This window comes from Neobittarella massiliensis (ex Bilen et al. 2018), assembly GCF_014269355.1.
GTDB lineage: Bacteria > Bacillota > Clostridia > Oscillospirales > Ruminococcaceae > Neobittarella > Neobittarella massiliensis.
On record NZ_JACOGI010000002.1, the window covers coordinates 510,841 to 536,108 of the forward strand.

The following is a 25,268-nucleotide window of genomic DNA, read 5'->3' on the forward strand; positions in this document are numbered from 1 at the left end:
GTTAACTTTCTTTATCCATCATACAAAATCTGCGCGGCGGTTACAACATCGGTAAAGAGATCTGTTACCAATCAACCCTTTCTTCCTAATAAGTCTGAGGGCCACCGCTGCATCACCGGCATGCTGTGATCTTTCAACCTTTATGTACTGTAAAACGCCAATAAAAATAGAAAAAGAGTTTTTATTTCAAATTTGACTGAAAAAGTAAACAAAAAATTCATACACACACTGGTGACACAGTGTTATAATAGGGATTACCGAGCCGGTACGTCAAGTGCCGGCCGGGTACACCGCAATAAAGCTGTGCGGCTGTCCACCGCGGTAGCCGGCAGATAGTACTGATAAATTGGGAGATATGTAAATGCTTTGTTCACGCTGTAAAAAGAGGATGGCTGTCGTCTTCATGACCCGCATGGAGGGGGATAAGACCATCAACGAGGGGCTGTGTCTCACCTGCGCCAAAGAACTGGGGGTCAAACCGGTCAACGATCTGCTCGACAAAATGGGCATCGGCGACGACGATATCGAGGCCATGAGCGAGCAGCTCATGGAGCTCTCGGGCATGCAGGAGGGGGAGGACGGCGATTTTGAGCCCGGCGGCAGCGCCACTTTCCCGTTTTTAAATATGTTCCAGCAGGGGCAAAAAGAGGACGGCGAGATCGCCGAGCAGGCCCCCGCGAAAAAGGAGGGTGGAGCCCGCGCGGCAAAGCGCGACAAGCAGGAGGCCCCCAAGCACAAATACCTCGACGCCTACTGCGAAAACCTCACCGAAAAGGCTCGCGGCGGCAAGCTCGATAACATCATCGGCCGCAGCCGCGAGATCTACCGGGTGGTGCAGATCCTCTCCCGCCGTCAAAAAAACAATCCCTGTCTCATCGGCGAGCCTGGTGTGGGCAAAACGGCCATTGCCGAGGGGATCGCCCAGCGCATCGTGTCCGGGCAGGTGCCCGCCCGCCTGGCCGATAAAGAGGTCTATCTGCTCGATCTCACCGCCCTGGTGGCCGGCACCCAGTTCCGCGGCCAGTTCGAGAGCCGCATCAAGGGCCTGGTCAGCGAGGTCAAAAAGCTGGGCAACGTCATCCTGTTTATCGACGAGGTGCACAACCTGGTGGGTACCGGCGACGCCGAGGGCTCAATGAGCGCCGCCAATATCCTAAAGCCCGCCCTCTCCCGGGGGGAGATCCAGGTCATCGGCGCCACCACCTTTGCCGAGTACCGCAAGTATATCGAGAAAGATTCCGCCCTGGAGCGGCGCTTCCAGCCGGTCAAGGTGGAGGAGCCCTCTATCGACGACACCATCGAGGTGCTCAAAGGCGTTAAAAAGTACTACGAGGCCTACCACAAGGTCAAGGTCAGCGACAACATCGTGGTCGCCGCCACCGAGATGAGCGAGCGCTACATCACCGATCGCTTTTTGCCCGACAAGGCCATCGACCTCATCGACGAGGGCTGTGCCTGTGCCGCCCTCGAGAGCCCCGAGCTGGCCCAGTACGAGCTCAAGAGCAAGGAATACGATCAGCTGCGCCAGGAACAAAACGAGCTCGAGAGCGCCGAGACCATCGATTACGAGCGGCTGGCGGTAGTCAAGTCACACGTGCTGCAGCTCAAAGAGGAGCTGCTGGCTCTGGAGCCGGCAGCCACTAGCGTGGCGGTGACCGAGGACAATCTGGCTACCGTCATCCAGCTGTGGACCGGTATCCCCGCCGCCAAGATCAAGGAGAGCGAGCTGCAAAAAGTCGCCCACCTCAAAGAGAAGATCGAGGCCCGCATCATCGGCCAGGACGAGGCGGTCGACCAGCTCTGCAAAGCTATCCAGCGCCACCGGGTGCAGCTCTCGGGCAAGCGCCGCCCCGCATCGTTTATCTTTGTGGGCCCCACCGGCGTGGGCAAGACCGAGCTGGTCAAGGTCATGAGCGAGACGCTGTTCGACTCGGTCGACCCGCTCATTCGGCTGGATATGTCCGAGTACATGGAGAAGCACTCGGTCTCTAAAATCATCGGCTCGCCCCCGGGCTATGTGGGCTACGACGAGGCCGGCCAGCTCACCGAAAAGGTGCGCCAAAAGCCCTACTCGGTCATTTTGCTCGACGAGATCGAGAAGGCCCACCCCGACGTGCTCAACATCCTGCTGCAGATCCTCGACGAGGGCCACATCACCGACGCCCACGGCCGCAAGGTCAGCTTTGAGCGCACCACCATCGTCATGACCTCCAACGCCGGCAGCGACCGCAACCAAAATCCGCTGGGCTTTGGCCGCACCGTGGCCGACGTGTCCCGCGAGAACGCCCACAAGGCGCTGGCCGAATTTTTGCGGCCCGAATTTTTGGGCCGTATCGACGAGATCATCGTCTTTAAAAACCTCACTGAGGAGCAGTATCAAAAGATCGCCGCCCTGCAGATGCAGCAGCTGATCGAGGGGATCGCCAAGCGGGGCATCACGCTCACCTATGGCGACGACACGCTGGCTTACATCGCCAAAGAGGCGTACGCCGAGCACGCTGGTGCCCGCACTATCGCCAAAGTCATTCGCCGCCAGATCGAGGACCCGGTCAGCGAGATCGTGGTGCAGCACTACGCCGATCCGCCCAAGATCATCACCGTCACTGCCGGCGAGAGCGGCCTGCAGGTGACCCCCGTCTAAATGATCATCTTGTTGGCGACACAGCGATAAACTCCCCCCAATTTGGGCAAAATATATTGACATGCGGCGGATAGTATGGTAACATATTAAACGTCGCAAACGTGCGGGTGTAGTTCAATGGTAGAATCCCAGCCTTCCAAGCTGGTTGTGTGGGTTCGATTCCCATCACCCGCTCCAGGACGTGCCTGGCCCTGTTTTGCAGGCAGCCGTTTGCCGCGTATGCGCCTGTAGCTCAGCCGGATAGAGCAACTGCCTTCTAAGCAGTGGGTCAGGAGTTCGAGTCTCTTCAGGCGCGCCATATGGTGGGTATAGCTCAGTAGGCTAGAGCGCCAGATTGTGGCTCTGGAGGCCGTGGGTTCGAGACCCACTATCCACCCCACCTAAGGCTGTGTAATCATTACGCAGCCTTTTCTATTGGGCCGTCGCCAAGGGGTAAGGCAACGGACTTTGACTCCGTCATTCCGCTGGTTCGAATCCAGCCGGCCCAGCCAAAAGCCGCTCGACAGGTATTGTCGAGCGGCTTTTTACATGTTTATATAGCTGCATATGCAAATACGCAAGAGGGCAGCGTTTATGTGTGTCATCTTGGCTCATCTTTGGGCCCCGAATAAGCAAAAAGAGGCGATGGGCCAGAGCCTCTCGCTTTTGTCAATAGGCATCTGGACCAAACTCAGTCATATCAAATAGAGGGTGCAGCCGACCCGGGTCAGCGGGCCTTTTGACAGCGTTATGGTCGGTCGTAGTGCTTGATAAGGTATCCACTGCCGCCCAGCACGGCGATCAGCAGAACAAGCAGCCCCAAAAAGTCCCATTGACAGCTGGACAGGATAAAAAGAACGACGCCCAAGGCGAGAATGAGCGTATAGAAAATAAAATCAGATAATCTCATCGAGCTGTTCCTCCTGTTTCTCCATCTGTCGAACGCGCATGAACGTATAGAGTAGGGCGGTCAGGGCCAAGCCGAGAAGGAGCCAATGAATGAGACAGCGGGAGGGGCTGCCGTGTCGCCAACCGCTGGATGTGCTGTCGCCGGTATTTGGATGCCCACTTCCATCAGAGATATTGCCGCTGTCCTGTAGATCTGACTCTACTTCTCTCAATACCAATTTGTACTGTAAAAATAGCGTTGTGCGGTTGCCGGCCGAATCCTCCAGGGTATAGGTAATGAGATAATCGCCGGGTCGTGTGGTGTCAATAGCTTCGACCGCCTTGCCATCTTGCGTGATTACAAATCGAATTTCTTCAAGGGCCCCATCCGGTTGGGTGGAAGTGAACTGATACCGGTTTTGAAGGAAGGCGCGCAATTCACCGCCATCCAGCGAGCCATCAGACAGGGGAGGATCAGAGATAGCCTGTATCAGTTTATCCTTTACAGTGGCGTACTTGGTGCCGTTTTGCCAGTCCTCTATGATCTCGGGGCTGGCCAGTACACTGCCCGGTTCCACAGTCTCATCGCCGGGGTTGTAATCGATGGCTGGCGGCGTGTTCTTACCTATCAGATTATAGGTGAGGTAGACGGTGGTCTGGTTCCCCTGACTGTCGGTCACCGTTTGGCTGATGATACAACTGCCGGGCACAGTGGTGTTCAGGCTGCTCTCTCCGCCGTCCACCGTAATGGTGACAGGTCCGTAGTTGAGCACCCCATCTCCCTGAGCAGTGCCAAACTGGTAGCGGCCAGCGAGGATCTGTTTGGCCACCGCTGCAGTAAGTTTGCCACTGTAAGCGCCCGGTTCTTTTACTTGCTCTGTTACAGTGTCATAGATGTAAGCGTGCTTTTTGCCAGTTTCCGCGTCCTCTTTGACAACAGGTCTGGGGGTAGGCTTGAGGGGGTCAAAAGAAGGTCCTACTGGCGGGTTGGGGTCCGCCCCCCAGTCCACTACCGGTGGTGCTGAGCGGTCGATGAGCATGTCGGTTAGAATGACGGTGGTGGTGTTGCCGTCCGCGTCAGTGACCACACAGGTGACGGTGAAAGAACCGGCCTGGGTGGCGTTTACCCCTTCACCAGTGACATCTTTGCCGCTTTGGGCGATCGTGTAGTGATAGACCAGTCCATCATCTCTGGCCACATTGGAGGAAAAACCATAGCGGGCGTCAAACAGGTCTTTGGCATCCTCCAGCGTGAAACAGCCACCATAGAGAGGAGACTGTCTGTCGAGGTACTCTTGCATGCTATCCGTGATCACTGCATGGGTGAGTCCGTTCTCGTCGGTGCTCTGCTCGGGGTCCGGCAGAGAGGCATTGGGGTCGGAGGGGGTAACGGCAGGCGGGTCGTTGACCGTCACCGCTTGGGCGATGGAGGCGTTTCCCGCCGCGTCTACCACCCGATATTTACCGTTCTGGGCGGCCGTATGGTTCTGGCTGGCCGCTCCGTTTCCCTCAGTCAAAGCGTATTCCTGCGCAGTGACCCAGCTCTTGCTGGCCGCGTCGTAACGCTCCAGCTTCCAAACGCCGGCCAAACCGTCCGTCAAGGTCAGCGCCCCACTCGCCCCGGCAGTGAGGGCAGGGGCGGTCTTGTCTATCTTGACGGTATCATCTTTTAGAGTAGACATCTCTCCGGTGGTGGGGTTGTGGGCCTGCAGGCCCAGCTCCTTCCCAGCCTGTTCGTCGGTAAAGGCCTTGTGCGTGTTGTCCGGTGTCAGGTAATGTACATCCGTTACATTCTTGTTGTCCACAATGTGAAACTCGCTGAAATCACCCGGGAAAAAGACGATGGACACGTCGGCGTTGTTCCAGCCGTTTTCATTGGCCGGGGTGCGAGTGTAGTGGTAGTCCTTGCCGGCCTCGCCCTGCTCCTCTATCGGCTTGTCGGGGTCCAGAGGCACCAGTTCGATGGGGGGGATCAACGTATCGCCAGAATGGCGCTTGGACTGGAAGAAGTCGTCCAGCATCATCTGCCCCACGGTGACGGCAGCGCCATCGGGATTGTCCACCACCGCCCTGTAGGTAATGACCGTCTCGGTGGGGGAGCAGTCAAAAGGAATACCTTCACCGGTGATGTTCACGTCTGAAACGGTCACCCCGTCGATGGTCACTGTCTGCTCGGCCGTAGCTGGGAATGAGAGACCGGCAGTGGGGTAGTCCTTGTTGTCGGAGAGCTGTAGGTGGCACTGGACGGTGCCGCCATTTTCATAGCCGTTTTTCACCTTGGCCTGAATGGTGACCGCGGTGCCGTCTTGGATGACCGTCCCCTCAGGGAAAGGATCGCCGTTTTCATCCAATAGGGTGGTCTCCACAAAGACAGGTATGTAGTCGGTATAGGCCGCACGGCTAAATACCGCCGAGATTTGACCTTTGGTGGGCGCAGTTGTAGAGCCACTATTATCCATTGAGCCCGATAACCTTACGTACAGCTTTTCATCCGTATATGGATTTCGGTAGATGAGAGACTTATCGCTATATTGCAGAGTAAAGGTATTGGTCGTTTTATCGTAAGAGAGATTGTAGAGTTTATCTTTTCCAAAATCAGTATCGGCCAAGTCTTTTTCGGTTTTATAATCATCACCAGGAGTGGTAAGTACGGTCAAGCGCTTGGTTCCACCAACTTTACCTGCGGCAAAGCACAAAAAACTCGTTTGATTGTTTGACAGTTGTATATTGCCGTAGTTACAGTGACTGCCGTCAGCATCCTCAATGGTAAAGGAAACATCAAATGACCAACTGGCTTTCATGGATATTTGGCCCTTACCCGCAAAAGATGTCCCACAACTACCCCTGCCCGACGAACTCCAGTGTGCGTAGTCAGCTAAATAGATACTGTTGCCGTCAATCACACCTACTTCGTTGGTAGTGGAAATCATTTCAAATATTTCATTTAGATCCTCGCACTGCACCACCTCGTTATCAGCCGGTTTTTCCTCTCCCCCCTCCTCAGCCAGAACGGGAAAGGCAGAAAAAGTCAAGACCCCCGCCAAAAGCAGTGCCGCTGTCCTTCGCCAAACTTGCCTTTGTACATGATGTCGCATCTAAAAACACATCCTTTTTTCATTTTCAATTCGCGAAATAATTTTCCCCTTCATTTACAAATGTACGAAGAACGATATATGGCCGACAAAAGATGAAAGTTTCTATAAAATTTTTTCCATTGGCTCTCTTTCCTTGTTTTTGGTTATAAAATAGTGTACACTCATCGCTAAAATACGACAATATTTTGCGGGGTGGAAAATGCAGGAAGATCTGACATACCAGCAATTGGGCACCCTTCTGAAAAGGACGCGTGAAGGGGATAAAGAGGCATTCACCAAACTGTATCGCTCCACCGTATATGCGCAATTGGTACAGGCGGAGATACTGCTCAAGAACCAGACTCTGGCTGAGGAGGCCGTGCAGGAGAGCTACCTGACGCTCTACCGCAGGATAGATGAGATACATAACCCCCAGACGCTGGTAGCTTTTCTGAACCGCGCTACCTTTTTGTGCTGTCAAAACCTGCGCCGTGTAGAGAGTAGACGTGCCGGTCGGGGAGCGGAGGACTTGGAAGGACTGCCCGACAGTGATCTGTTGGTACAGCCGGAAGAGACTGCCCTGAAACGCGAGCGGGAAGCCGCCCTTCGTCAAGCAGTATCAGACCTGCCGGAAAGACAGCGTCAGGCGGTGGTGCTGAAGTACTATCAGGGCCTGCCTCTGCAGCAAGTGGCGCGGCAGATGGGGTGCTCTTTGAGTACGGCCAAACGGCAGTTGCAGCTGGCGAGAAAACAGTTAAAGCGGAAAATGAGAGACTTCCTGCCGGTATTTTTCCCCATGGGATGGGTGCTGTCCCGATCGGCAAAACAGTCGGGGTCTCTCTCGCCAAAACCATATCAGCAAATTCCGCTGCCTGTTGCCGCATTGGCGGGGACCGGTATCATCGGGATAGCTGCAGCTGTGGCATTCTTTCCCCACCCAGAGATCATAAAAGCAGACAGTACCCCGATTGGAGGCGGCGCACAGATTACCGTGCAGGCTCGTGGAGCCGAGCAATTGGCATTGCAGACTGCTCAGGGAGAGACGCTTTTTTTACAGGCGGAAAAAGGTCAGTTTGTACTTTCACCGGCGGCGCCCGGCCCGGGGACCATTATAGCCCGAGGAATGAACGGTCGGGTGAGCACCAAAGAAATATTAGTTGGTGACGGCGATCTGCAGGCGCCCCAGATCATGAAGAGCTGGGACGAGATCGGCGTAGCGGCGGTGCAGATCTCCGACTGCAGCGGTGTGGATTGGGCGACCCTATCCCTCATATCGGCAGAGGGACAGCATTATAGGGCAGATACCATCGATGAAAGCGCGGGGATCGCGTACTTCCAGATCCCAGACGGTCAGTATCATTTTTCAGTATGCGATATGCTCGGAAATCGCGCAGAAGGCCCTTTTCGGGTGTATACACCATCGGAATAAATGATAACTGAATGTGGGGGACAGAGTATGACCGTCAAAAATGATAGCCAACATTTTACGAAGAGCGCTGCATTTTGCTGTGAGAGAGCGACCTTGTATATATTTCGCCGCACCCGGTGCTGCGGGATCGTATCTCAAATTACACCGTCACTTTCCCAAGCGAAGCGATCATATCAGACAGCCATACGGTGATACCATACAAGCGAACGCCTGATAGAGGTAGTCTGTACGGCCGCTTATTTGGCCTTCTCGCCAAACCCTGCATAGCGCAGTCTGGCAAAGCGATCTCATATAGTGCTCCCTTTTTCACACAGAAAAACGAGGTATACCCAGCGGGTATACCTCGTTTTATAAACAGAAAACGAAATCTGCCTACATCGTCTCTTTCATGCTGGTCACTGTCACTTCCAATACGCGGCTCAGCCAGCTGAATTTTTCGTGCATCATATCGTAGTCGGCGCCTTCACTCAAAAATTTGGCGGTGCCCTCGATGCAGAACCCGGCGCCCAGCGAGCCCGAGAGCCCCTCTACCTGGCTGCTGCCCAGCGCCAGCACGATCTTGTTGTTGGCCGCGATGTTGCGCTCGGTCTCAGCCATACCGCCAGCGGGGATGAGCAGACGGCCGTCCTCGGTCACGTTTACGTAGTTGTGCCAGGTGTTTACCACGTGGGGGACGTTATCGCAGCAGGTGGCGATGGCCACGATACCGTCATGGGCCAAGATATCAAACAGTTTTTTATCCAGCATATTTTTTCCTCCTTGATCACTGTAGACCGGTTGTTTTACAAGCTCAGTATACGGTATAATTGGCTATATCAAAAGAGCCAGTTTCTATAAATTTATAGGACCCAGTTGAAAGGAGAGCACCGTGCTCATCTTGCTAAAAGAGGAAGATAAACAACCGCTTTACATGCAGATATACCGCCAGATACGCGACCAGATCACCGCCGGTCAGCTGCCGCCGGGGCAGCGGTTGCCCTCCACCCGATCACTGTCCGCCGAGCTGGCGGTGGGCCGCAATACCGTCGAGAGCGCTTACGCCCAGTTGGCAGTCGAGGGGTACGTGGCCAGCCGTCCCGGCAGCGGCCACATCGTACAAAAGATCCCGCAGCTCGCGCTTGCGCCCCGGCCCGGCACTGCCCCCAAAGCACGCCCGGTACCGCCGCCGCCACCCGCCGCTGACGGCCTGCTCTGCGACTTCCAGTACGGCCATCTCGACGCCCGCGATTTTCCTTTAAATCTGTGGCGGCGGCTCACTGCGCAGGCGCTGGCCGAACTGTCACCAGAGGATTTTTCTGTCTACGGCAGCGGAAAAGGCGACTACAGCCTGCGGTGGGAGATCTGCCAGTATTTGCGCCGCGCCCGCGGGGTGCAGTGTGCCCCCGATCAGGTCATGCTCTGCGCCGGCACCACCTGTGCGCTGGGCTTTTTGGGTCAGCTGCTGCTGCCGCTGCACCGTCACGTCGCGGTAGAAGACCCCGGCTACCCCAACGCCCGCGACACCTTTTCAAAATGTGGCTTTGCCGTTTTGCCCGTCCCGGTAGAAAAAGACGGGCTGGATGTAGCGGCACTGTACAGCAGCGGGGCACGGGTAGTATATACCACCCCGTCCCACCAGTTCCCCACCGGGGCAGTCATGTCTATCCAAAAAAGGCGGCGCCTGCTGCACTGGGCCCGGCAAACGGGTGGCCTTATCATCGAGGACGACTACGACAGCGAGTTCCGCTATCACACCCGGCCGGTCCCCTCCATCGCCAGCATCCAGCCTGACGCCCAGGTCATCTACATGGGTACCTTATCCAAGATCCTCTCGCCCGGTCTGCGGGCCAGTTATCTGGTACTGCCGCCGGCGCTGGCGGCGCGGTACGAGCAGCAGTTCGACGATCATCCCGCCTCGGTGCCGATCATCGAGCAAAAAGTGCTGCAGTTGTTTTTGGGCTCCGAGCAGTGGGAGGCCCACCTGCGCCGCGCCTGTACCGCCAACCGCAAAAAGCACGACCTGCTCATCCAGTGCCTTAAAGAAGCGCTGCCCCACTTTACCATCCACGGCGAAAATGCCGGCCTGCACATCCTGCTGCAGGCCCCGCCGCCACTGGGCGAAAATACGCTGATCAGCCGCGCGCGGGAACAAGGCGTGCGGGTGTACCCGGTCTCCCGCTACTGGATGAATAGGCAGCGCTACAGCGGCGATATGGTCCTGTTGGGCTTTGGCAGTCTCACCGAGCAGCAGATACGCCAAGGCGTCGCCCGGCTGGCCCAGGCGTGGGGCGGGCAGTAGCTCTGGCAGCATGCCGCCCGCCCGGGGGCCGGCGCGCACCGCCTATGCCCCCTGCGCATACAATGTAAGGACGACTCTGTTTCTATCGCCACTATACCGTAAAGGAGAGACCGTCCACTATGAACAATCTTATCATGAATTCCTGCTGGTGCCCCGGCCCCGGCGGCGGTCCGGCTTATTTCTCCGGCGCTGTAGCCACCTTCGACGATTTCTGTATCGACGATAACCGCACCTGCAGCATCACCCAAACGGCAGATATGCAGGGCTATGACCAGTACGACCCGCTGCTGCCGATCACCGGCGGCCGCCGCATTCGCTGGGGCTACATCCTGCGCAAGATAGAGGGTCCGCACATCTTGCTGCAGGCTCGGTTCTACAGCGCCTCCGGCGCCGTGCTCGACACCCAGCAAGAAGATATCGGCTGCAAAGTCACCGCCAAATTCCAGCGCCAAATGGCCACCTTCACCGCTCCCCGCGGCGCGGCCAAGGTCCAGCTGTCGCTGCACTTTGCCGGCAAGGTGACCGCCTGCACCTTCTATGCCCCCATGGCCTACTACTGCTGACCTGTGCTGCCCCCGGTTATATTGCCAGTATAATAGAGCGCCCGCTCATGGGCGCTCTATTTATCATACCAAAATTGCCGTCATTTTTATGGCCATTGATCTAAAATAAACGATCGCTTCTCGCCCACAGTGCCAAAGTAGCGCGCCGAAATTCCGCGATTTTTGTAACTTTTTGGCCTGACCCCATTGTATTTGTCACCGCAAAACAGTATCATAAATTTGTACGCGTGTGTAAAATTTGGGTAAAAGATCTGTAAAGTGCAGACATTGGGTGAACACAATGGGTTTAGACGATCTACTTCTTCTCCTGGGGGGCCTGGGCTCCTTTTTGTTCGGCATGAAATACATGGGCGATGGGCTCGAGGCCTCGGCCGGCCCCAAGATGAGCGCGCTGATGGAAAAGCTCACCCGCACCCCCATCCGCGGCTTTTTGCTGGGTATGCTGGTCACGGTGGCCATCCAGTCCTCGTCGGCCACCACCGTCATGGTCATGGGCTTTATCAATGCCGGCATCCTCACGCTGGCTCAGGGCACCGGCGTCATCATCGGCGCCAACATCGGCACCACCATCACCAGCGTGCTCATCGCACTGGATATCTCGGCCATCGCCCCGTTTTGCATCTTTGCCGGTGCCGTAGCCATGCTCTACTGCAAAAAAAATCTCCACAAGCACATCGGCCAGGTGGTGTTGGGCTTCGGCCTTTTGTTCCAGGGCCTGCACACCATGAGCGGAGCCATGGGCGGCCTCAAAGATGTGCCCGCCTTTCAGTCGTTCATCACCACCGCTAAAAATCCGGTGGTGGGTCTCCTGGTGGGCGTGGTGCTCTGTGCGGTCATCCAGTCCTCTTCGGCGGCAGTCGGCGTGCTGCAGGCATTGGCCTCACAGGGGCTCATGCCGCTGCACTTTGCTTCTTTTCTCATCTGCGGCATCAATATCGGCTCATCGGTACCGCCGTTTTTGTCGGCCATCAACGCCAAAAACAACGCCAAGCGCGCCGCCTGCGTCTACTTTATCTACAATGTAGTGGGCGCCATCATCTTCGTGCCCATCACCATTTTTACCCCCTTTACCCAAACGATCGAGTCCATCACCTCGGTGCCCATGGTACAGGTCTCGCTCTGTCACATCATCTTTAAGGTGGTCACTGCGGTGGTGCTGCTGCCCTTTACCAACACCATCGTCAAGCTCTCCTACATCTTCGTGCCCAAAAAGGTGCATGAGGACGAACGCCGCCTGCTGTATATCGACAAAAACCTCGCCACCTCGCCCAATGTCATGGCTGCTCAGGTGCAAAAAGAAGTAGAGCGCATGGGCCAGATCGCCCGTGCCAACTTCGTCCGCGCCGCCGAGGGGCTTCTCAAAAACGATGTCAGTCAGGCCAGCTTTATCCGCGACCAGGAGGATCTGATCGACTACCTCAAACACAGCATTACCGAGTTTTTGGTCCAGGCGACCCGACAGGAGCTGCCGGCGCCGGTCTCGCTGTATGTCAGCCGTATCTTTCACGTAGTCAGCGACATCGAGCGCATCGGCGACCACTCGCTCAACCTGCTCGAGCGCACCGAGATGTTCGTCGACCGGGGGCTGCTCTACTCGGCCAAAGCCATCGACGAGATCGAGGCCATCTACGAGACCGACCTCTACCTCTTCGACCGCTCTATCGGCGCCTTCCGCCGCCAGAGCCTTACCGACAGTGAGGAGGGCCAGCTGCACGATCTCGAGGAGACGGTGGACATGCTGGTGCTGCAGTCGCAAGATAACCACGTGGTGCGCCTGCGCCAGCACCAGTGCAGCACCGAGTCGGGGCTGGTATTCGACGAGGTGTTAAACGACCTCGAGCGCATCGGCGACCACTCCTTCAACATCGCTCAGGCCGCCAAGAGCGGCAAACCGGTGCGGGCCATCTAACTTTGCTTGCCACCGGCAGTTGACAAACTCTGGCAAATCGTGTACCATCAGCCTATAAACTGGTCTATTTGGGCCGGTGTTTACAAAAATTTAACAAAGTGGGGTCTGCTTGCGCCGCTGCGGCGAGAGCAGATAATAGGGAAACGGGTGTAAATCCCGTGCGGTCCCGCCGCTGTGAGAACCGAGCTGTCCGGAACATGCCACTGCCCCTGTCGGGGCGGGAAGGCCCGCCCAGCGCCCGAGGTTCGAGCCAGAAGACCTGCCCCATTTTTGTGCAGCACGCAGGATCTACGGTCGATAGGTCAGGTGTCACACGGCAGAGAGGGCCGCGCCTTGCCCCTCTCTCCGTCTTGATATGCCTGTCTTTTGCACCCGCAGAAGACAGGCTTTTTTGTCGGTCCCCCACCCGGGGCGCACCGGCTGTCGGGCTGCACCCACCTTGGCCGCACACCAGTGTCGCAGCCATCGGCAGGGGCAGCTTTTTTATCTGTGTGCCGCCATCGGCGGCCACCAACTAAAAAGCAGGAGGAAACTGTTATGACCAAACACGAGCGCCGCTTTCTCGGCGCCACCATCGCCATCAGTCTGGTGCTGAGCTTCTCGCTCCCCGCCAGCGCCATGCACATCATGGAGGGCTTTCTCTCCAAGGGCTACTGCATCTTCTGGGGTGCTGTCTGCCTGCCGTTTTTGGCCTGGGGGCTCATATCCATCCGCCGCACCGCCCGCGACCACCGCAAAACGCTGTTGGTGCTGGTCATGTCCGGCGCCTATGCTTTCGTGCTCAGCGCACTCAAGATCCCCAGCGTCACCGGTTCCAGCTCTCACGCCACCGGCACCGGCCTGGGGGCCATCCTCTTTGGGCCGGCAGCCATGGCGGTCATCGGCTTTATCGTGCTCCTATTCCAGGCATTACTGCTGGCCCACGGCGGGCTGTCCACGCTGGGCGCCAACACCTTTTCCATGGCTATCGCCGGCCCCTTTTTGGCCTTTGGTGTGTACAAGCTGTGCTTAAAGTGTAAGGTCAACCGCAAGGTAGCTATCTTTTTGGCGGCCTTTCTGGGCGATCTGTTCACCTATGTCATCACCAGCATCCAGCTCGGTCTCGACCACCCGGCCCAGTCTGGCGGCAGTGCCGCCTCTATCGGCACCTTCCTCGGCATCTTTGCCATCACCCAGATCCCGCTGGCCGTTATCGAGGGCATCCTGACGGTGATCGCCATCATCGGTCTCGAGAGTTACGCCAAGCCCGAGCTGCGCGAGCTGGGCTATCTGTCGGAGGTGTAGAACATGAAAAAAACAGGATTACTGGTCGTTGGACTGCTGCTGGCCGCGGTGCTCATCGCCGCGGTGCCGCTACTGACTATACACAACAGCGAGTTCGGCGGGGCGGACGGCGCCGCCGAAGACGCGATCACCCAGATCGACCCCGATTACACCCCCTGGATGGAGAGCGTCATCGCCCCTCCCGGCGGCGAGACCGAGAGCCTGCTGTTCTGTCTGCAGGCCGGCCTGGGCTCGGCGGTACTGGGCTTTGGCTTCGGCTACCTCATCGCCCGCAAAAAATACCAAAAGCAAACCGGTCAGGCAGGTACTGCGGCGCAGATACAAGCTTAACCGGGGCGTACTGTGCGGCGGGGCAGCTGTTTGCCCCGCCGCCTGTCCTTGACGCAAAAGGATGGTGAGAAAAATGCTCTCGATCGACTATTACGCTCAGCAGACCGGCCTCGGCCGCTGGTGCGGCGGCTATAAGCTGGCCATCACCGTGGGCACGCTGGCCCTGTGCATCGCCACCGACTCGGCCGCCTTCTCGCTCGCGGTGCTGCTGTGTATGGCTGTGCTGGCCCTCGGCCCCGGCCGCGCCCCGGTCAAGCTGTGGGCCAAACTCATGGCTGCCCCGCTGGTATTCGTCACCATCAGCTGTGCAGTGGTGGCCCTCAGCTTTCCCACCACCCGGCAGGGGCTGATCTCACTGCCTTTTTTCTCCCGCTTCATAGCCGTCACCGCCTCCAGTCTGCACACGGCCGGCCTGCTCTTTTGTCGGGCTATGGGCGCGGTGTGCTGCCTGTATGCGCTCACCCTGACTACCCCTTCCCATCAGGTCATCGGGGTGCTGCGGCGGCTGCATGTACCGGCCCTGCTCACCGAGCTCATGAGCCTCACCTACCACTTTATCTTCGTGCTGCTCGACACCCAGTCCCGCATGCACACCGCTGCTGTATCGCGGATGGGGCAAAATGGCTTTTACATCCATCTGCGCAGTACGGCCGCCATCTTCGCCAATCTGTTTCTGGCGGCCATGGCCAAGTCCTCCTCGGTGTATAGCGCTATGGAATCACGTCTCTATACCGGCTCTATCCAGTTTTTAGAAGAGCGCCCGCCGCTGCGCCCGGTGCAGGTCGCCGGCGCTGTCGCCTATTTTGTGGTGCTGCTGGTGCTGCGCCGAATATTTTTACTGGGGGGGTATTAGCCGTGCAGCCCATTTTACAGACAAGAGAACTCACCTTTACTTACGAGGGGCAGCCCACGCCGGCCCTCGACGGCGTCACCGTCGATATCTATCCGGGCCAGAAAGTGGCGCTGCTGGGGCAAAATGGGGCTGGTAAATCCACCTTCTTTTTGCAGCTCAACGGCGTGCTCAAGCCCGATCGGGGGCAGCTGCTGCTCGATGGACAACTGGTCACTTACGGCCAAAAATCGCTCTCTAATCTGCGCCAGCAGGTAGGGGTGGTGTTTCAGGACCCCGACGATATGCTCATCGCCCCCACCGTGCTGGGCGAGGTCTCGTTTGGTCCCATGAACTTAAAGCTGCCCAAAGAGGAGGTGTCTCGGCGGGCCCACCAGGCGCTCTCTTTTATGCAGCTGGAGCACTATGCCAGTCGCTGCCCCCACTATTTGAGCGGGGGGGAGAAGAAGCGGGTCAGCGTGGCTGACGTGCTGGCAATGGATGCCCGTGTCCTGCTGTTAGACGAGCCCACCGCCAGCCTGGACCCGCAAAACACTGTGCTTTTGCGCACCGCGCTCGATGCGCTGCACGCCGCTGGCAAAACACTGCTGCTCTCCACCCACGATATCGATTTTGCCTATCAGTGGGCCGACCGGGTACTGGTGTTTTCTTCCGGCCGCCTGATCGCCGATGCACCGCCGCGCGCGGTCTTCGGCGACAGCGAGCTGCTGCGGCTATCCGGTCTGGTCCCGCCGATCTGGTATGCTGCCGCCCACACGCTGCAAAAAGCCGGCCTGCTGCCGCCCGGCTGCTGGCCCACCAGCTCTACCGAGCTTCAGGCATCTCTGCTGGTGCCCCATCCCCCCACAGTCTAAAAAGCGCGCGCAGACAGGTCCATCCCGTCTGCGCGCTCTCTTTTTTGTCCCGCCTACAAAAATGGCGGTTGCCCGGTACCAGCCCCGCCAACAGCCGGCAGGCGTTTTTCACCCACATCACCTGTATGGCTGGCGACAGCAGATCCACACAAAAATGTGCCGATACAGATTTTGCGCCTATGTGCTCGTATCGCCTGTCCTGTCAATTGGCAAATTGCAGCCACCTCCGTCACCTTAAGCAGGACAATAAGGGCAGCCAGGCTGTCAAAAGCCGGTGCAAAGGTATCGGCAGATCTGCAGGTGTTCCCAGTGTACACCAACTGACCATGTGCTTTTCAGCCCTGCTGAAATATAGCCTTATGCAGCCAAACATCACCCCATAAATTTCTGTATCCCTCTTGCTTTTCCCCGGTATACCCGCTATGTTATAGGTGCAAGTAAATATGCGGGGCGCTGCAGTACAGGTGCGGCCCTGTCCGGCCCCGCCCAATATATGGAGGGGGATACCTATGGTGGCAGATAAATATCAGCAGAACATCACCGAAGGCGTCATCTGGAAACAGCTGCTCGCTTTTTTCTTTCCCATTTTGCTGGGTACTTTTTTCCAGCAGCTGTACAACACGGCCGATGCCATCGTGGTGGGGAATTTTGTGGGCAAACAGGCGCTGGCGGCGGTGGGCGGCTCCACCGGCGTGCTCATCAATCTATTCGTCAACCTGTTTGTGGGTATCTCGTCGGGGGCCACGGTAGTTATTGCCCAGTACTATGGTGCCGCCCGGCACGACGATGTGCACAAGGTAGTCCACTCATCCACGGCGCTGGCGATAGTCGCCGGCGGCTTCATGACAGTGGTAGGCGTGCTCATCGCCCCATTTGTTTTGCGGGCTATGGGCACCCCGGCCGATATTATGGACCACGCGCTCACCTACCTGCGGGTGTACTTTTTTGGCATGATCGCCTCGTTCATCTACAACATGGGCTCCGGCGTGTTGCGCGCGGTGGGCGATACCAGGCGCCCGCTATACTTCCTCATCGCCGCCTGTCTCACCAACATTGCGCTCGATTTGCTGTTCGTGGCCCTGCTGGGCATGGGGGTGCTGGGGGTGGCGCTGGCCACCGTACTGTCGCAGATCCTCAGCGCCGTGCTGGTGGTGCTCACGCTCTCCCGCAGCGAGGGCCAGCCTTATCAGCTCACGCTGTCCCAGGTGCGCTTTTCCAAAGGCGTGCTGGGCAGTGTTTTTAGGGTGGGTATTCCCGCCGGGCTGCAGTCCAACATGTACACCGTGTCCAATATCATCCTGCAGTCCTGCATCAACTCTTTTGGCACCAATACCGTCGCCGCCTGGACGGCTTTTGGCAAGATCGACGGCTTTTTCTGGATGATCATGGGCGCGTTCGGCGTGTCGATCACCACCTTTGTGGGGCAAAACTTCGGCGCACAGAAATACCACCGGGTGCGGCAGAGCGTCCGGGTCTGCCTGGGGCTCTCTTTTGGGGTGGCGCTGGTGGCCAGCAGTCTACTCTACTTTTTTTGCCAGCCGGTGTACCGTCTCTTTACCGCTGACGGGCAGGTCATCGACCTGGGGGTGCAGATCTTGCGCTCTATGGTGCCGTTTTATTTTACCTATATCTGTGTCGAGATACTGGCCGGCGCCATCCGCGGTACCGGCGACTCTATCGTCCCCATGCTCATCACCTGCGGCGGCGTCTGTGTGCTGCGGGTGTTGTGGGTGCTGATCGCGCTGCCGTTTAAAAACGAGCTGAGTACGGTGCTGGCCAGCTATCCCATCACCTGGACGGTCACCTCACTGCTCTTTATCATCTACTATCTGCGGGGCGGCTGGCTGCGTCGCCGCATCGCCGCCATGGGCTTTGCCCCCGAACAGCGCCGGCCACATTAGCTATTAGCAGCACACAGATACAAGATACACCAACTATAAAAAAGTCCTGCCACTTTTCAGAGGAGGCTACTGGTCTTGCAGATCATGATTTCCCCGGCCAAAAATATGTGCCGCCAGCCGCCGACAGCGCTGCCGCCTGGCTGGCAGTGCACGGTTCCCCACTTCTCCCGCCAGCCGCTCCAGCTGGCCCGGGCGCTGAAAAAATTAGATCCCTGGCAGCTCGAGCAGCTCATGCACATCAATCCGCAACTGGCCCTGCGGGCCTACGATGATTTTCAGCACTTTAGCGATGGCTGTCCACCGGTGCCGGCGCTGCTGTGCTATCAGGGCCTGCAGTACAAAAATATCGATCCCGCCACCCTCGATACCGCCGACATTCATTTTTTGCAGCAGCGCCTCTACATCGTCAGTGCGCTCTACGGCCTGCTGCGCCCCTGTGACGGGGTGCGCCCCTATCGCCTCGAGATGGGCCTCAGATGGCACCCCACCGGCGGTAAAGACCTCTATGCCTACTGGGGCGGCGCGCTGTGCCGCCAGCTGTTTTCACACCGGCAGCCGGTGCTCGACCTGGCCTCTAAAGAGTACAGCCGTGCGATAGTCCCATACCTGGCGGCCCGCCACCAGCTCATCAGCTGCGACTTTTTGGTCTCTCGGCCCGGCGGTCTCAAAACGGTGGCGACGATAGCCAAACAGGCCCGGGGACAGATGGTGCGCTTTATCGCCCGAAATCAGATAGACGACCCGCTGGCCCTCAGGGCTTTCAGCTGGCAGGGGTTTGCCTTCGCCCCGGCGCTCTCTACCCCCGACCGGCTCGTATTCGTCAGGCAGGCACCGTAATACACGGTCTGTACAGGTCCAGCCACAGGTGCCTTATTCAAAGTGCGGCGTTTTACCACGCTAAATTATAGAAACTGACGAAAATATATAAAACACTTGAAAATGTTGAATGATTACTATATACTAAAGACAAAGAAAGAGGTGATTCCAATGGGTCAAGAAGTAGAGGCGCACTGCCACACAGAAAGGCCCGGCAACCTGTAAAATAAGCGTGTATCTGGATTGGGTGCTATAAAGCCCCACCAAACAGACCCCGTTCATCAGGATCAAGACTTTACAGGGATCAAGTCCTTTCTGTATAGACCAACTAACAACTGAATAGCTTTTATACACAGAGGGTAAACAGTACAAATCGTATCTGTAAATGTCAGCCTAAAAGGCATTTCTTTCCACACAGTGTTTTAAAAGATCGTCAGATCTGAAAGATCTGTTGTAAAGACGGCAAACAGAACAAAAACTGTAAGACTCAAAGAAAAACTTGAAAGGTAGTTATTCCCATGCAGTCGTAAAAGGCCAAGTGTCAACTGTAAGCGGAGCATACGGGTTACGCGGTACAAACTGTACTGGCAAGCCAAAAATACCTTGAAAGGTGATTCATCCCATGCAGTAGTAAAAAGCCACCGGGCTTTCTGTAATTGGTCAGAGAACATGCAGACTCGATATCTGTATCTGTCCGAAGGGGTACGATTCCCATGCAGAGTAAAAGGAGTACCGGGTATTTCTAAACTGTGATCGGTAAATGTGTATAAAGCAAACATGTAAAGTGTTTCGGTCATCGGCGCAAAAGTTTCCCTGCTATTCTTTCTAGCAGTTAGAAGATCAGTAGAGCAGATGACAAGATCTCTATTACCAACAGATTAAATATCTGATGATATAGAGCGCAACAACACACAGTTTACAGATGATTAGCCAGCCGTGACCGATTTCCGGCTGGCTTTTTATGTGCGGTCTTTTCTCTCGGCCCGGCTGCTGTGCGGTGGCTGCCGCAGATAGGTCCCCGCCTTAGGGGGAGTATTCGGGTTTACAAAACTGCCCGGTAACGGTAAGATAGGTATATATCATGTGAGGAGGCTATCTGGATGGAAAAGACCCCTGTACTGTTTGACTGTGATCCCGGTGTCGACGACGCCTTTGCGCTCTCGCTGCTGGGCAGCTGCCCCCAGTTCGATCTCAGAGCGATAACGGCGGTGTTTGGAAACATGCCGCTTGCAAAAACGGCGGTCAACGCCCTGGGTCTGGCCCAGGCGCTGGATCTCTCCTGCCCGGTGGCTAAAGGCGCCGACAGACCGCTGTTTAAAGCTTACGATCGGGGCGATGACTATGTCAGCCCAGTCCATGGCTCCACCGGTATCGGCGATATCGTACTGCCCACCGGCGGCCGCGCCTTCGACGAGCGCGAGGCCTGTGATGTGATCTACGACGAGGCGGTCAAAGCAGGCGGAAAACTGGTGGTGTTTGCCATCGGCCCGCTCACCAACATTGCCCGCGCCGTCATGCGCTATCCAGACCTGCCGCAGCTCATCGCCGGCTTTTACATCATGGGCGGCGGTATCGGCATGGGCAATCAGAGCAAATACGCCGAGGCCAACATTTTTAAAGACCCCACTGCGGCCCGCATCTGCTTTGAAAAGCTGCACACCTACATGGTGGGCCTCAACGCCACCCATGCCGCCGCCCTCACCGCCGAGGACTTCGACGAGATGCTCGCTATCTGTGGCGATCGGCCCCGGGCGCAGCTGTTGCGCCAGCTGCTGCTCTTCTCCCGCCACAATGCCTTCGACTGCGGCAGCGACTCCAATATCATCCACGATGCGCTCACCATCGCCTGGGCCATAGACCCGGCCGTGTGTCAGGGCCACGAGTGGTATGTGTACACCGAGGACGGCGCCTACAGCGAAAACGACGGCGAAACGGTGGCCGACCCCGAGGGCAAGCTCGGTCGCGCCCCCAATACCACCGTGGCGATGGATACCGACAACCGCCGCTTTAAAGACATGATGGTACAGATGTGCCGCTACTACGCAGACCTGTAATAAATTTTACTATTGACAAAAAGCCCAAAAAGAGCCCGCCGGCATCAGAGAACCGGCGGGCTCTTTTTCTAAGTTTTTTGCCTGTATGCATCCGTTTACCGGCTACATGTCGGGCGCTGCCTGTTGGGGCGCAGTACAGCCGTCATATATGGTCTTTCCAAAAGTACGGGCGGCCTGCAAATGATCAGTGCGCTCTATCTGCGGCCTGCCGTTGGTGCTCCCGCAGCCGCCGGCCAACAGCACGCCCTGGTCGTGAAGACCAATATAGCGCACGATGGCAAAGCGGTAGTAAGAGACAGCCTGCTCAAAAGTCCAAAAATTGTTGTCGGCGGCGGTCATCAGCAGCGCACAATCCTTAGCCGGATACCTTTCATAGCGCCCCAGCGGCGGGTCGGGGTCCTGCTGGGCCAAACAGTAAAAGCGCTCGATAAAGGCTTTCAGCTTGGCCGAGATGGTCCAAAAATACAGGGGAGAAGCAAATGCGATCAGGTCGGCGGCCAGTATTTGGGGTACCAGCAGGTTAAAATCGTCTTTCTGTACGCAGGGGCGGCCAAACCGGCAGGCGTTGCAGCCGGTACAGCCCTGCACCAACACCGACTGCAGCGATATTTTTTCTGCCCGGTGGCCGGCCTCTTTGGCCCCCTCGATAAAGGCATCGGTCAGCTGGGCGGTGTTGCCCCTGGCACGGCCGCCCCCAACCACTACCAATATGTTTTTACTCTCCACAGCGGTACCTCCTGTCGGTGTCATCTTGGCGGAATAAACATCGTGATCTACCACATATCCCCTTTTTATTCTACCGTTTTTGGCCGGGTTTGGCCACCTTTTTAACGGGTCGGGCGCTCACTGGCGCAGCGCCGCCACATCCAGTACCCTGTCTGCCCAGGTACGGTAAAAGCGGGGTTCGTGGCACACCAGCAGCACTGCACCGTCAAAATTTTGCAGCGCGCGGCTCAAAGCCTGTGTCGCGTCTGCGTCCAGGTGGTTGGTAGGCTCGTCGAGCACCAGCAGGTTACAGGGCTTTAAGGTCAGCAGGCACAGTTTTACCTTGGCCTGCTCGCCGCCGCTGAGCGTGTTCACCCGCTGGCTGATATGGTCGTTGGTTATGCCGCATCGGGCCAGCTGGCGCCGCGCCTCTTTCTCTTTTAGGCAGGCAAAGCCGTCCTGCACCACCTGCAGCGGGGTCCTGTTCCCGTCGTCCCAGCCGATATCCTGGGCGTAATAGCCCCAAACGGCAGTGTCTGATAACCGGCAGCGGCCGTGCAGCGGCGGCAGCTGGCCGATCAGTGTTTTTAGCAGAGTCGACTTGCCAGCGCCATTAAAGCCGGTCACCACCACTTTCTGTCCTGCCGCCACCGCCAGTCTCAGGTGAGAAAATAGGGGAAATTGATACCCCACCGCCAAGTCGTTTGTCTGCAATAGCTGGTCGGCAGCCGGCAGCGGGCAAAAGTCAAATGCCGGCGGCGTCAAGCTGCCACTGGGAGGCGCCAGGACCTCGAGGTGCCCCAACTGGCGCCGGCGCCCCTTGGCGATCTTGCTGTTGTTGCCGGCAATATTTTTGCGGATAAAGGCCTCGGTCTTTTGAATGTGCTGCTGTTGGGCCTGGTAGCGGCGTACGTAGTCCTGGTGCAGGTGTTGTTTCTGGTTTAAAAAGGCGTGGTAACTGCCCACATATTTGCGCAGCGTGCCGCCGTCCACATCGCAGATACAACTGGTCACCCGCTGCAAAAAGGCGCTGTCGTGCGACACCACTATAAATGCCGCCTCTAGCCCCTGCAGGTAACCGGCTAACCAGTCGATGTGCTGCTCGTCTAAAAAGTTGGTGGGCTCATCCAACAGCAGTACGTCCGGCCGCGTCAACAGCAGTTTGCAAAGCAGCACCTTGGCCCGCTGACCACCGCTCAGCTGCGAAATAGGGGTGTTTAAGCCGATGGCCGTCAATCCCAACCCGGTGGCGGCTTTCTCCACCGCGGTATCGATGCCGTAAAAATCTGCTGCCTCTAGCCGCTGCTGACAGCGCTCGGCCTGCTCCCAGACGTCTTCGCCGATGGCAAAACGCGCGTAGATCTGTTGTAGCTTTTCTTCCAGCGCATAGAGCTCGGCAAAAGCGGCGTGTAAAAAGGCGTCAATGGTGGGGTCGCCGCCGATCTGGGCGTACTGGTCTAAGTAGCCCACTGCCGTGCCGCGGCGCCATACCACGCGCCCCTCGTCGGGGATGACCTGCCCCGTGCAGATCTTGATCAGGGTGGATTTACCGGCCCCGTTGGGGCCCACCACCCCCATGTGTTCGCCCCGGTGCAGCGACAGCTCGGCGTCCTTATACAGTACCTGGTCCCCGTAGGTGTGGGACAGGTGATAGATATCCAGTAAACTCATGGGTCTTTCCTCTCTGAAATAAAAAGGAGCAAAAGATAGATGAGAGATGCTCATCTGCCTTTTGCTCCGGTAGTCAAAACGTGTTCGGGCGCTGGTCCCGCACAAAAACAAAAGGCTGTGGGCAACACCTGCCCACAGCCAAAATACATGCGATATACCGCGCGCCCAGAAGAGAGGTACACGCCAACAGACGTACGCGTCTCGTACGCCGGGGCGGACCTGTCTTCTGGCGAGTAAAAAAGCGGGGTACGCTCTATAAATTAGGCTCTGTACAGTGTCTCGCCAAATGCAGTTGTACAGAGCACAGCTTTCTTCTAAGCTGGTCGATCAGTAGTGTAGATGTCATGATCTCGGCCTCCTGCCTGGTATTATCTTAACAGCCGGCCCGCTCTGCTGTCAAGCCGGGGGCTGTTTCAACTGGGGGGATACCGGTATAAAAAGCAGCGTAGTGCGGTGTTTAAAGGCGCTGTGGAGTGTCAGGAGCGGCAGGATCGTGGGCGACGGTTCGTATCGGCAGGGGAGCGGGGAAGAAAATAGGGCGGATGAAGAAAGCCAAGAGAAACTTAAAGGTGCGTGGACCTTACCTGCGAGTGTTTTTCAGGGCTTTTTTAAAATGTGAACAAATTGTAAAAACGAGCCTTTGCAGCTGATTTTTGCCGCCGAAAACGGCGCAAAAGCCAAAATAGAGGTACAGCCGCCGCTGATGGTATATCATGCCCCAAGCGGACATACATTGTGAGCAAGAGGACGGACAAGCGGTGCCTGTCCGCCGGCAGATAGCGGCGAGATCATCCGCTTATCGCAAAAGGGGATGCCGCATCATCTGTCCCGCAGAATTGTGGCGCTAAAGTTGGCGAACGACCTGCTAAAAGACTATTTTGGCGCGTTTGTACCCCAGTCAGCGCGCTGAACAGGCGATACCTGCCCGGCGGATATTGCGCTCTGTGCTGCTGAGTGATATGTTGCCACCAGATGGCGGCATATCCGGTGCCTGTCCACGCCCGCAAATGCTCCCCCTACCATCAAAAAGATCATCGCGCTGCCCCACCGGGTGCTCCACCGGGGCGCTGCCGAAACTGCCCGAGATCGGTCGGGACCATCGTGTCCCAGCTGCGCTCCAAAAGGCGGCGGAGCAAAAAGATGCTGCGAGAGCGGATGGGGGCCGCACCAGCGGGTAAGTTGGTACGATTAGACGTACTGGTCAGCGGCTGCCTGCAGAGCGGGGCCGAATGGTCCGCCGCAGGGACCGCCGGGCGATAAGAGATTGGAGATGCACCGATTTATGCCGGCGGCACCGGGCGGTGCGGCAGCGGGTCTCTATCAGTTCTGTCAATAAAGAGGAGAACGGCAGCTGATATGTGTTTTGAGGGTATGCGCACATATTCGGGGCTGGCAGCTGTCCAGCGCCGGTACCGGTATATGAGAGAGTCAGGGCGTCTGCCGTCTGTGCAGAAAAAGTACTGCGCCCTGCGCTGAGTACGGGTGTGCCAGTCGGCTGCTGCCGGCCCCGAGACATGCCGGTAAGGTCGGCGGTATGGCTGCTGTTTGGAACAGATCGGGGCGGCGTATCCCCTGACGGCCCGCGGCGGTGCCCGGTGCATGATCGGGAGTCTGCCGGTGGAGAGAGCAGCTGTGCGGGCCGGTCAAGACCGCCTGCTGTTTTACAAAGACCAGGTACCGCACCGGCGGGGCGGTGACCGCGCCGCGCAAAACAGATCGGCAGCGGGGCGGACGAGCACCGGCCCGCCGCGGCCGGCAAGAAGAGAAAGGGACGTGTTTGCCATGAGAGCCAAGGAGTTGCCCGCCCGCACACTGCGGGACCTGAGACCGGGCCAGAGCGGCCGGGTGGGGGAGGTGGGCGGCAGCGGGCCGCTGCGCACCCGCCTGCTGGAGCTGGGCCTTACCCCCGGGGTGCGGGTGCTGGTAAAAAAAGTGGCCCCATTTGGCGACCCCATCGAGATCAGCCTGCGGGGGTACGTGCTGTCGCTGCGCAAGAGCCAGGCCCAAGAGATCACGCTGGCCGGCAGGTAAGGAGGTGCAAA

18 protein-coding genes, 4 tRNA genes and 1 riboswitch are annotated in these 25,268 nt (G+C 57.4%); of the genes, 17 read left to right on the forward strand and 5 right to left on the reverse strand.

Going from position 1 to position 25,268, the window contains the following annotated elements; genetic code table 11:
• Positions 1 to 361 precede the first annotated feature (361 nt).
• The 5 genes from H8K20_RS11465 to H8K20_RS11485 all read left to right on the forward strand — a co-directional run bounded on the left by H8K20_RS11465 (position 362) and on the right by H8K20_RS11485 (position 3,132).
• Positions 362 to 2,641 carry an ATP-dependent Clp protease ATP-binding subunit gene (locus tag H8K20_RS11465; protein ID WP_105205284.1) on the forward strand — a complete coding sequence of 760 codons (2,280 nt, stop codon included), beginning with the start codon at positions 362 to 364 and terminating at the stop codon, positions 2,639 to 2,641.
• A gap of 103 nt (positions 2,642 to 2,744) precedes the next feature.
• A tRNA-Gly gene (locus tag H8K20_RS11470) sits at positions 2,745 to 2,818 on the forward strand.
• Positions 2,819 to 2,862: 44 nt separating this feature from the next.
• A tRNA-Arg gene (locus tag H8K20_RS11475) sits at positions 2,863 to 2,939 on the forward strand.
• A gap of 4 nt (positions 2,940 to 2,943) precedes the next feature.
• A tRNA-His gene (locus tag H8K20_RS11480) sits at positions 2,944 to 3,020 on the forward strand.
• Positions 3,021 to 3,056: 36 nt separating this feature from the next.
• Positions 3,057 to 3,132, forward strand: a tRNA-Gln gene (locus H8K20_RS11485).
• 236 nt (positions 3,133 to 3,368) lie between these two features.
• On the opposite strand, the gene H8K20_RS11490 is transcribed toward H8K20_RS11485, so the two are convergent.
• Both H8K20_RS11490 and H8K20_RS11495 read right to left on the reverse strand, forming a co-directional pair.
• Positions 3,369 to 3,530 (reverse strand): hypothetical protein, encoded by a 162-nt coding sequence (locus H8K20_RS11490; RefSeq protein WP_186488493.1) that lies wholly within the window; start codon positions 3,528 to 3,530, stop codon positions 3,369 to 3,371.
• Positions 3,517 to 6,165, reverse strand: a complete 2,649-nt coding sequence (locus H8K20_RS11495) for a hypothetical protein (protein ID WP_186488494.1) — start codon at positions 6,163 to 6,165, stop codon at positions 3,517 to 3,519. The genes H8K20_RS11490 and H8K20_RS11495 overlap by 14 nt, the downstream gene beginning before the upstream one ends.
• 637 nt (positions 6,166 to 6,802) lie before the next feature.
• On the opposite strand from H8K20_RS11495, the gene H8K20_RS11500 reads away from it, so the two are divergent.
• Positions 6,803 to 8,011, forward strand: a complete 1,209-nt coding sequence (locus tag H8K20_RS11500; RefSeq protein ID WP_186488495.1) for an RNA polymerase sigma factor — start codon at positions 6,803 to 6,805, stop codon at positions 8,009 to 8,011.
• A 372-nt stretch (positions 8,012 to 8,383) separates the two neighbouring features.
• On the opposite strand, the gene H8K20_RS11505 is transcribed toward H8K20_RS11500, so the two are convergent.
• Complete coding sequence (locus H8K20_RS11505) at positions 8,384 to 8,758, reverse strand: pyridoxamine 5'-phosphate oxidase family protein (RefSeq protein WP_105205281.1); 375 nt, start codon at positions 8,756 to 8,758, stop codon at positions 8,384 to 8,386.
• A gap of 121 nt (positions 8,759 to 8,879) precedes the next feature.
• Between H8K20_RS11505 and pdxR the strand changes: the two genes are divergently transcribed.
• The 10 genes from pdxR (at position 8,880) to H8K20_RS11555 (ending at position 20,850) form a co-directional block, all read left to right on the forward strand.
• Positions 8,880 to 10,289: a MocR-like pyridoxine biosynthesis transcription factor PdxR gene (gene pdxR / locus H8K20_RS11510; protein WP_341480841.1), complete on the forward strand. Its 1,410-nt coding sequence runs from the start codon at positions 8,880 to 8,882 to the stop codon at positions 10,287 to 10,289.
• A 119-nt stretch (positions 10,290 to 10,408) separates the two neighbouring features.
• Positions 10,409 to 10,852: a hypothetical protein gene (locus H8K20_RS11515; RefSeq protein ID WP_105205280.1), complete on the forward strand. Its 444-nt coding sequence runs from the start codon at positions 10,409 to 10,411 to the stop codon at positions 10,850 to 10,852.
• Between the two features lie 280 nt (positions 10,853 to 11,132).
• On the forward strand, positions 11,133 to 12,761 hold the full coding sequence (locus H8K20_RS11520; RefSeq protein ID WP_105205279.1) for a Na/Pi cotransporter family protein: 1,629 nt from the start codon (positions 11,133 to 11,135) through the stop codon (positions 12,759 to 12,761).
• A gap of 84 nt (positions 12,762 to 12,845) precedes the next feature.
• A riboswitch (cobalamin riboswitch) is annotated at positions 12,846 to 13,042 on the forward strand.
• A gap of 256 nt (positions 13,043 to 13,298) precedes the next feature.
• On the forward strand, positions 13,299 to 14,045 hold the full coding sequence (locus tag H8K20_RS11525) for an energy-coupling factor ABC transporter permease (RefSeq protein ID WP_105205278.1): 747 nt from the start codon (positions 13,299 to 13,301) through the stop codon (positions 14,043 to 14,045).
• Positions 14,046 to 14,048: 3 nt separating this feature from the next.
• Positions 14,049 to 14,375: an energy-coupling factor ABC transporter substrate-binding protein gene (locus tag H8K20_RS11530; RefSeq protein WP_105205277.1), complete on the forward strand. Its 327-nt coding sequence runs from the start codon at positions 14,049 to 14,051 to the stop codon at positions 14,373 to 14,375.
• A 73-nt stretch (positions 14,376 to 14,448) separates the two neighbouring features.
• Positions 14,449 to 15,228: a cobalt ECF transporter T component CbiQ gene (gene cbiQ, locus H8K20_RS11535; RefSeq protein ID WP_186488496.1), complete on the forward strand. Its 780-nt coding sequence runs from the start codon at positions 14,449 to 14,451 to the stop codon at positions 15,226 to 15,228.
• A gap of 2 nt (positions 15,229 to 15,230) precedes the next feature.
• Complete coding sequence (locus H8K20_RS11540; RefSeq protein WP_341480842.1) at positions 15,231 to 16,079, forward strand: energy-coupling factor ABC transporter ATP-binding protein; 849 nt, start codon at positions 15,231 to 15,233, stop codon at positions 16,077 to 16,079.
• A gap of 509 nt (positions 16,080 to 16,588) precedes the next feature.
• The gene (locus H8K20_RS11545; RefSeq protein WP_186488497.1) at positions 16,589 to 17,980 is read left to right on the forward strand and encodes an MATE family efflux transporter; all 1,392 of its coding nucleotides are present in this window, start codon (positions 16,589 to 16,591) and stop codon (positions 17,978 to 17,980) included.
• Between the two features lie 84 nt (positions 17,981 to 18,064).
• A complete protein-coding gene (gene yaaA / locus H8K20_RS11550) occupies positions 18,065 to 18,817 on the forward strand; it encodes a peroxide stress protein YaaA (protein ID WP_243206512.1) in 753 nt (250 codons plus the stop codon).
• A 1,079-nt stretch (positions 18,818 to 19,896) separates the two neighbouring features.
• Positions 19,897 to 20,850, forward strand: a complete 954-nt coding sequence (locus tag H8K20_RS11555) for a nucleoside hydrolase (RefSeq protein ID WP_105205272.1) — start codon at positions 19,897 to 19,899, stop codon at positions 20,848 to 20,850.
• A gap of 102 nt (positions 20,851 to 20,952) precedes the next feature.
• Here H8K20_RS11555 and H8K20_RS11560 read toward each other — a convergent pair whose 3' ends face one another.
• On the reverse strand, positions 20,953 to 21,576 hold the full coding sequence (locus H8K20_RS11560) for a flavodoxin family protein (RefSeq protein WP_341480843.1): 624 nt from the start codon (positions 21,574 to 21,576) through the stop codon (positions 20,953 to 20,955).
• 117 nt (positions 21,577 to 21,693) lie between these two features.
• Positions 21,694 to 23,226, reverse strand: a complete 1,533-nt coding sequence (locus H8K20_RS11565) for an ABC-F family ATP-binding cassette domain-containing protein (RefSeq protein WP_186488499.1) — start codon at positions 23,224 to 23,226, stop codon at positions 21,694 to 21,696.
• 1,617 nt (positions 23,227 to 24,843) lie between these two features.
• Between H8K20_RS11565 and H8K20_RS14255 the strand changes: the two genes are divergently transcribed.
• Complete coding sequence (locus H8K20_RS14255) at positions 24,844 to 25,257, forward strand: FeoA family protein (protein ID WP_341480844.1); 414 nt, start codon at positions 24,844 to 24,846, stop codon at positions 25,255 to 25,257.
• Positions 25,258 to 25,268: the final 11 nt, after the last annotated feature.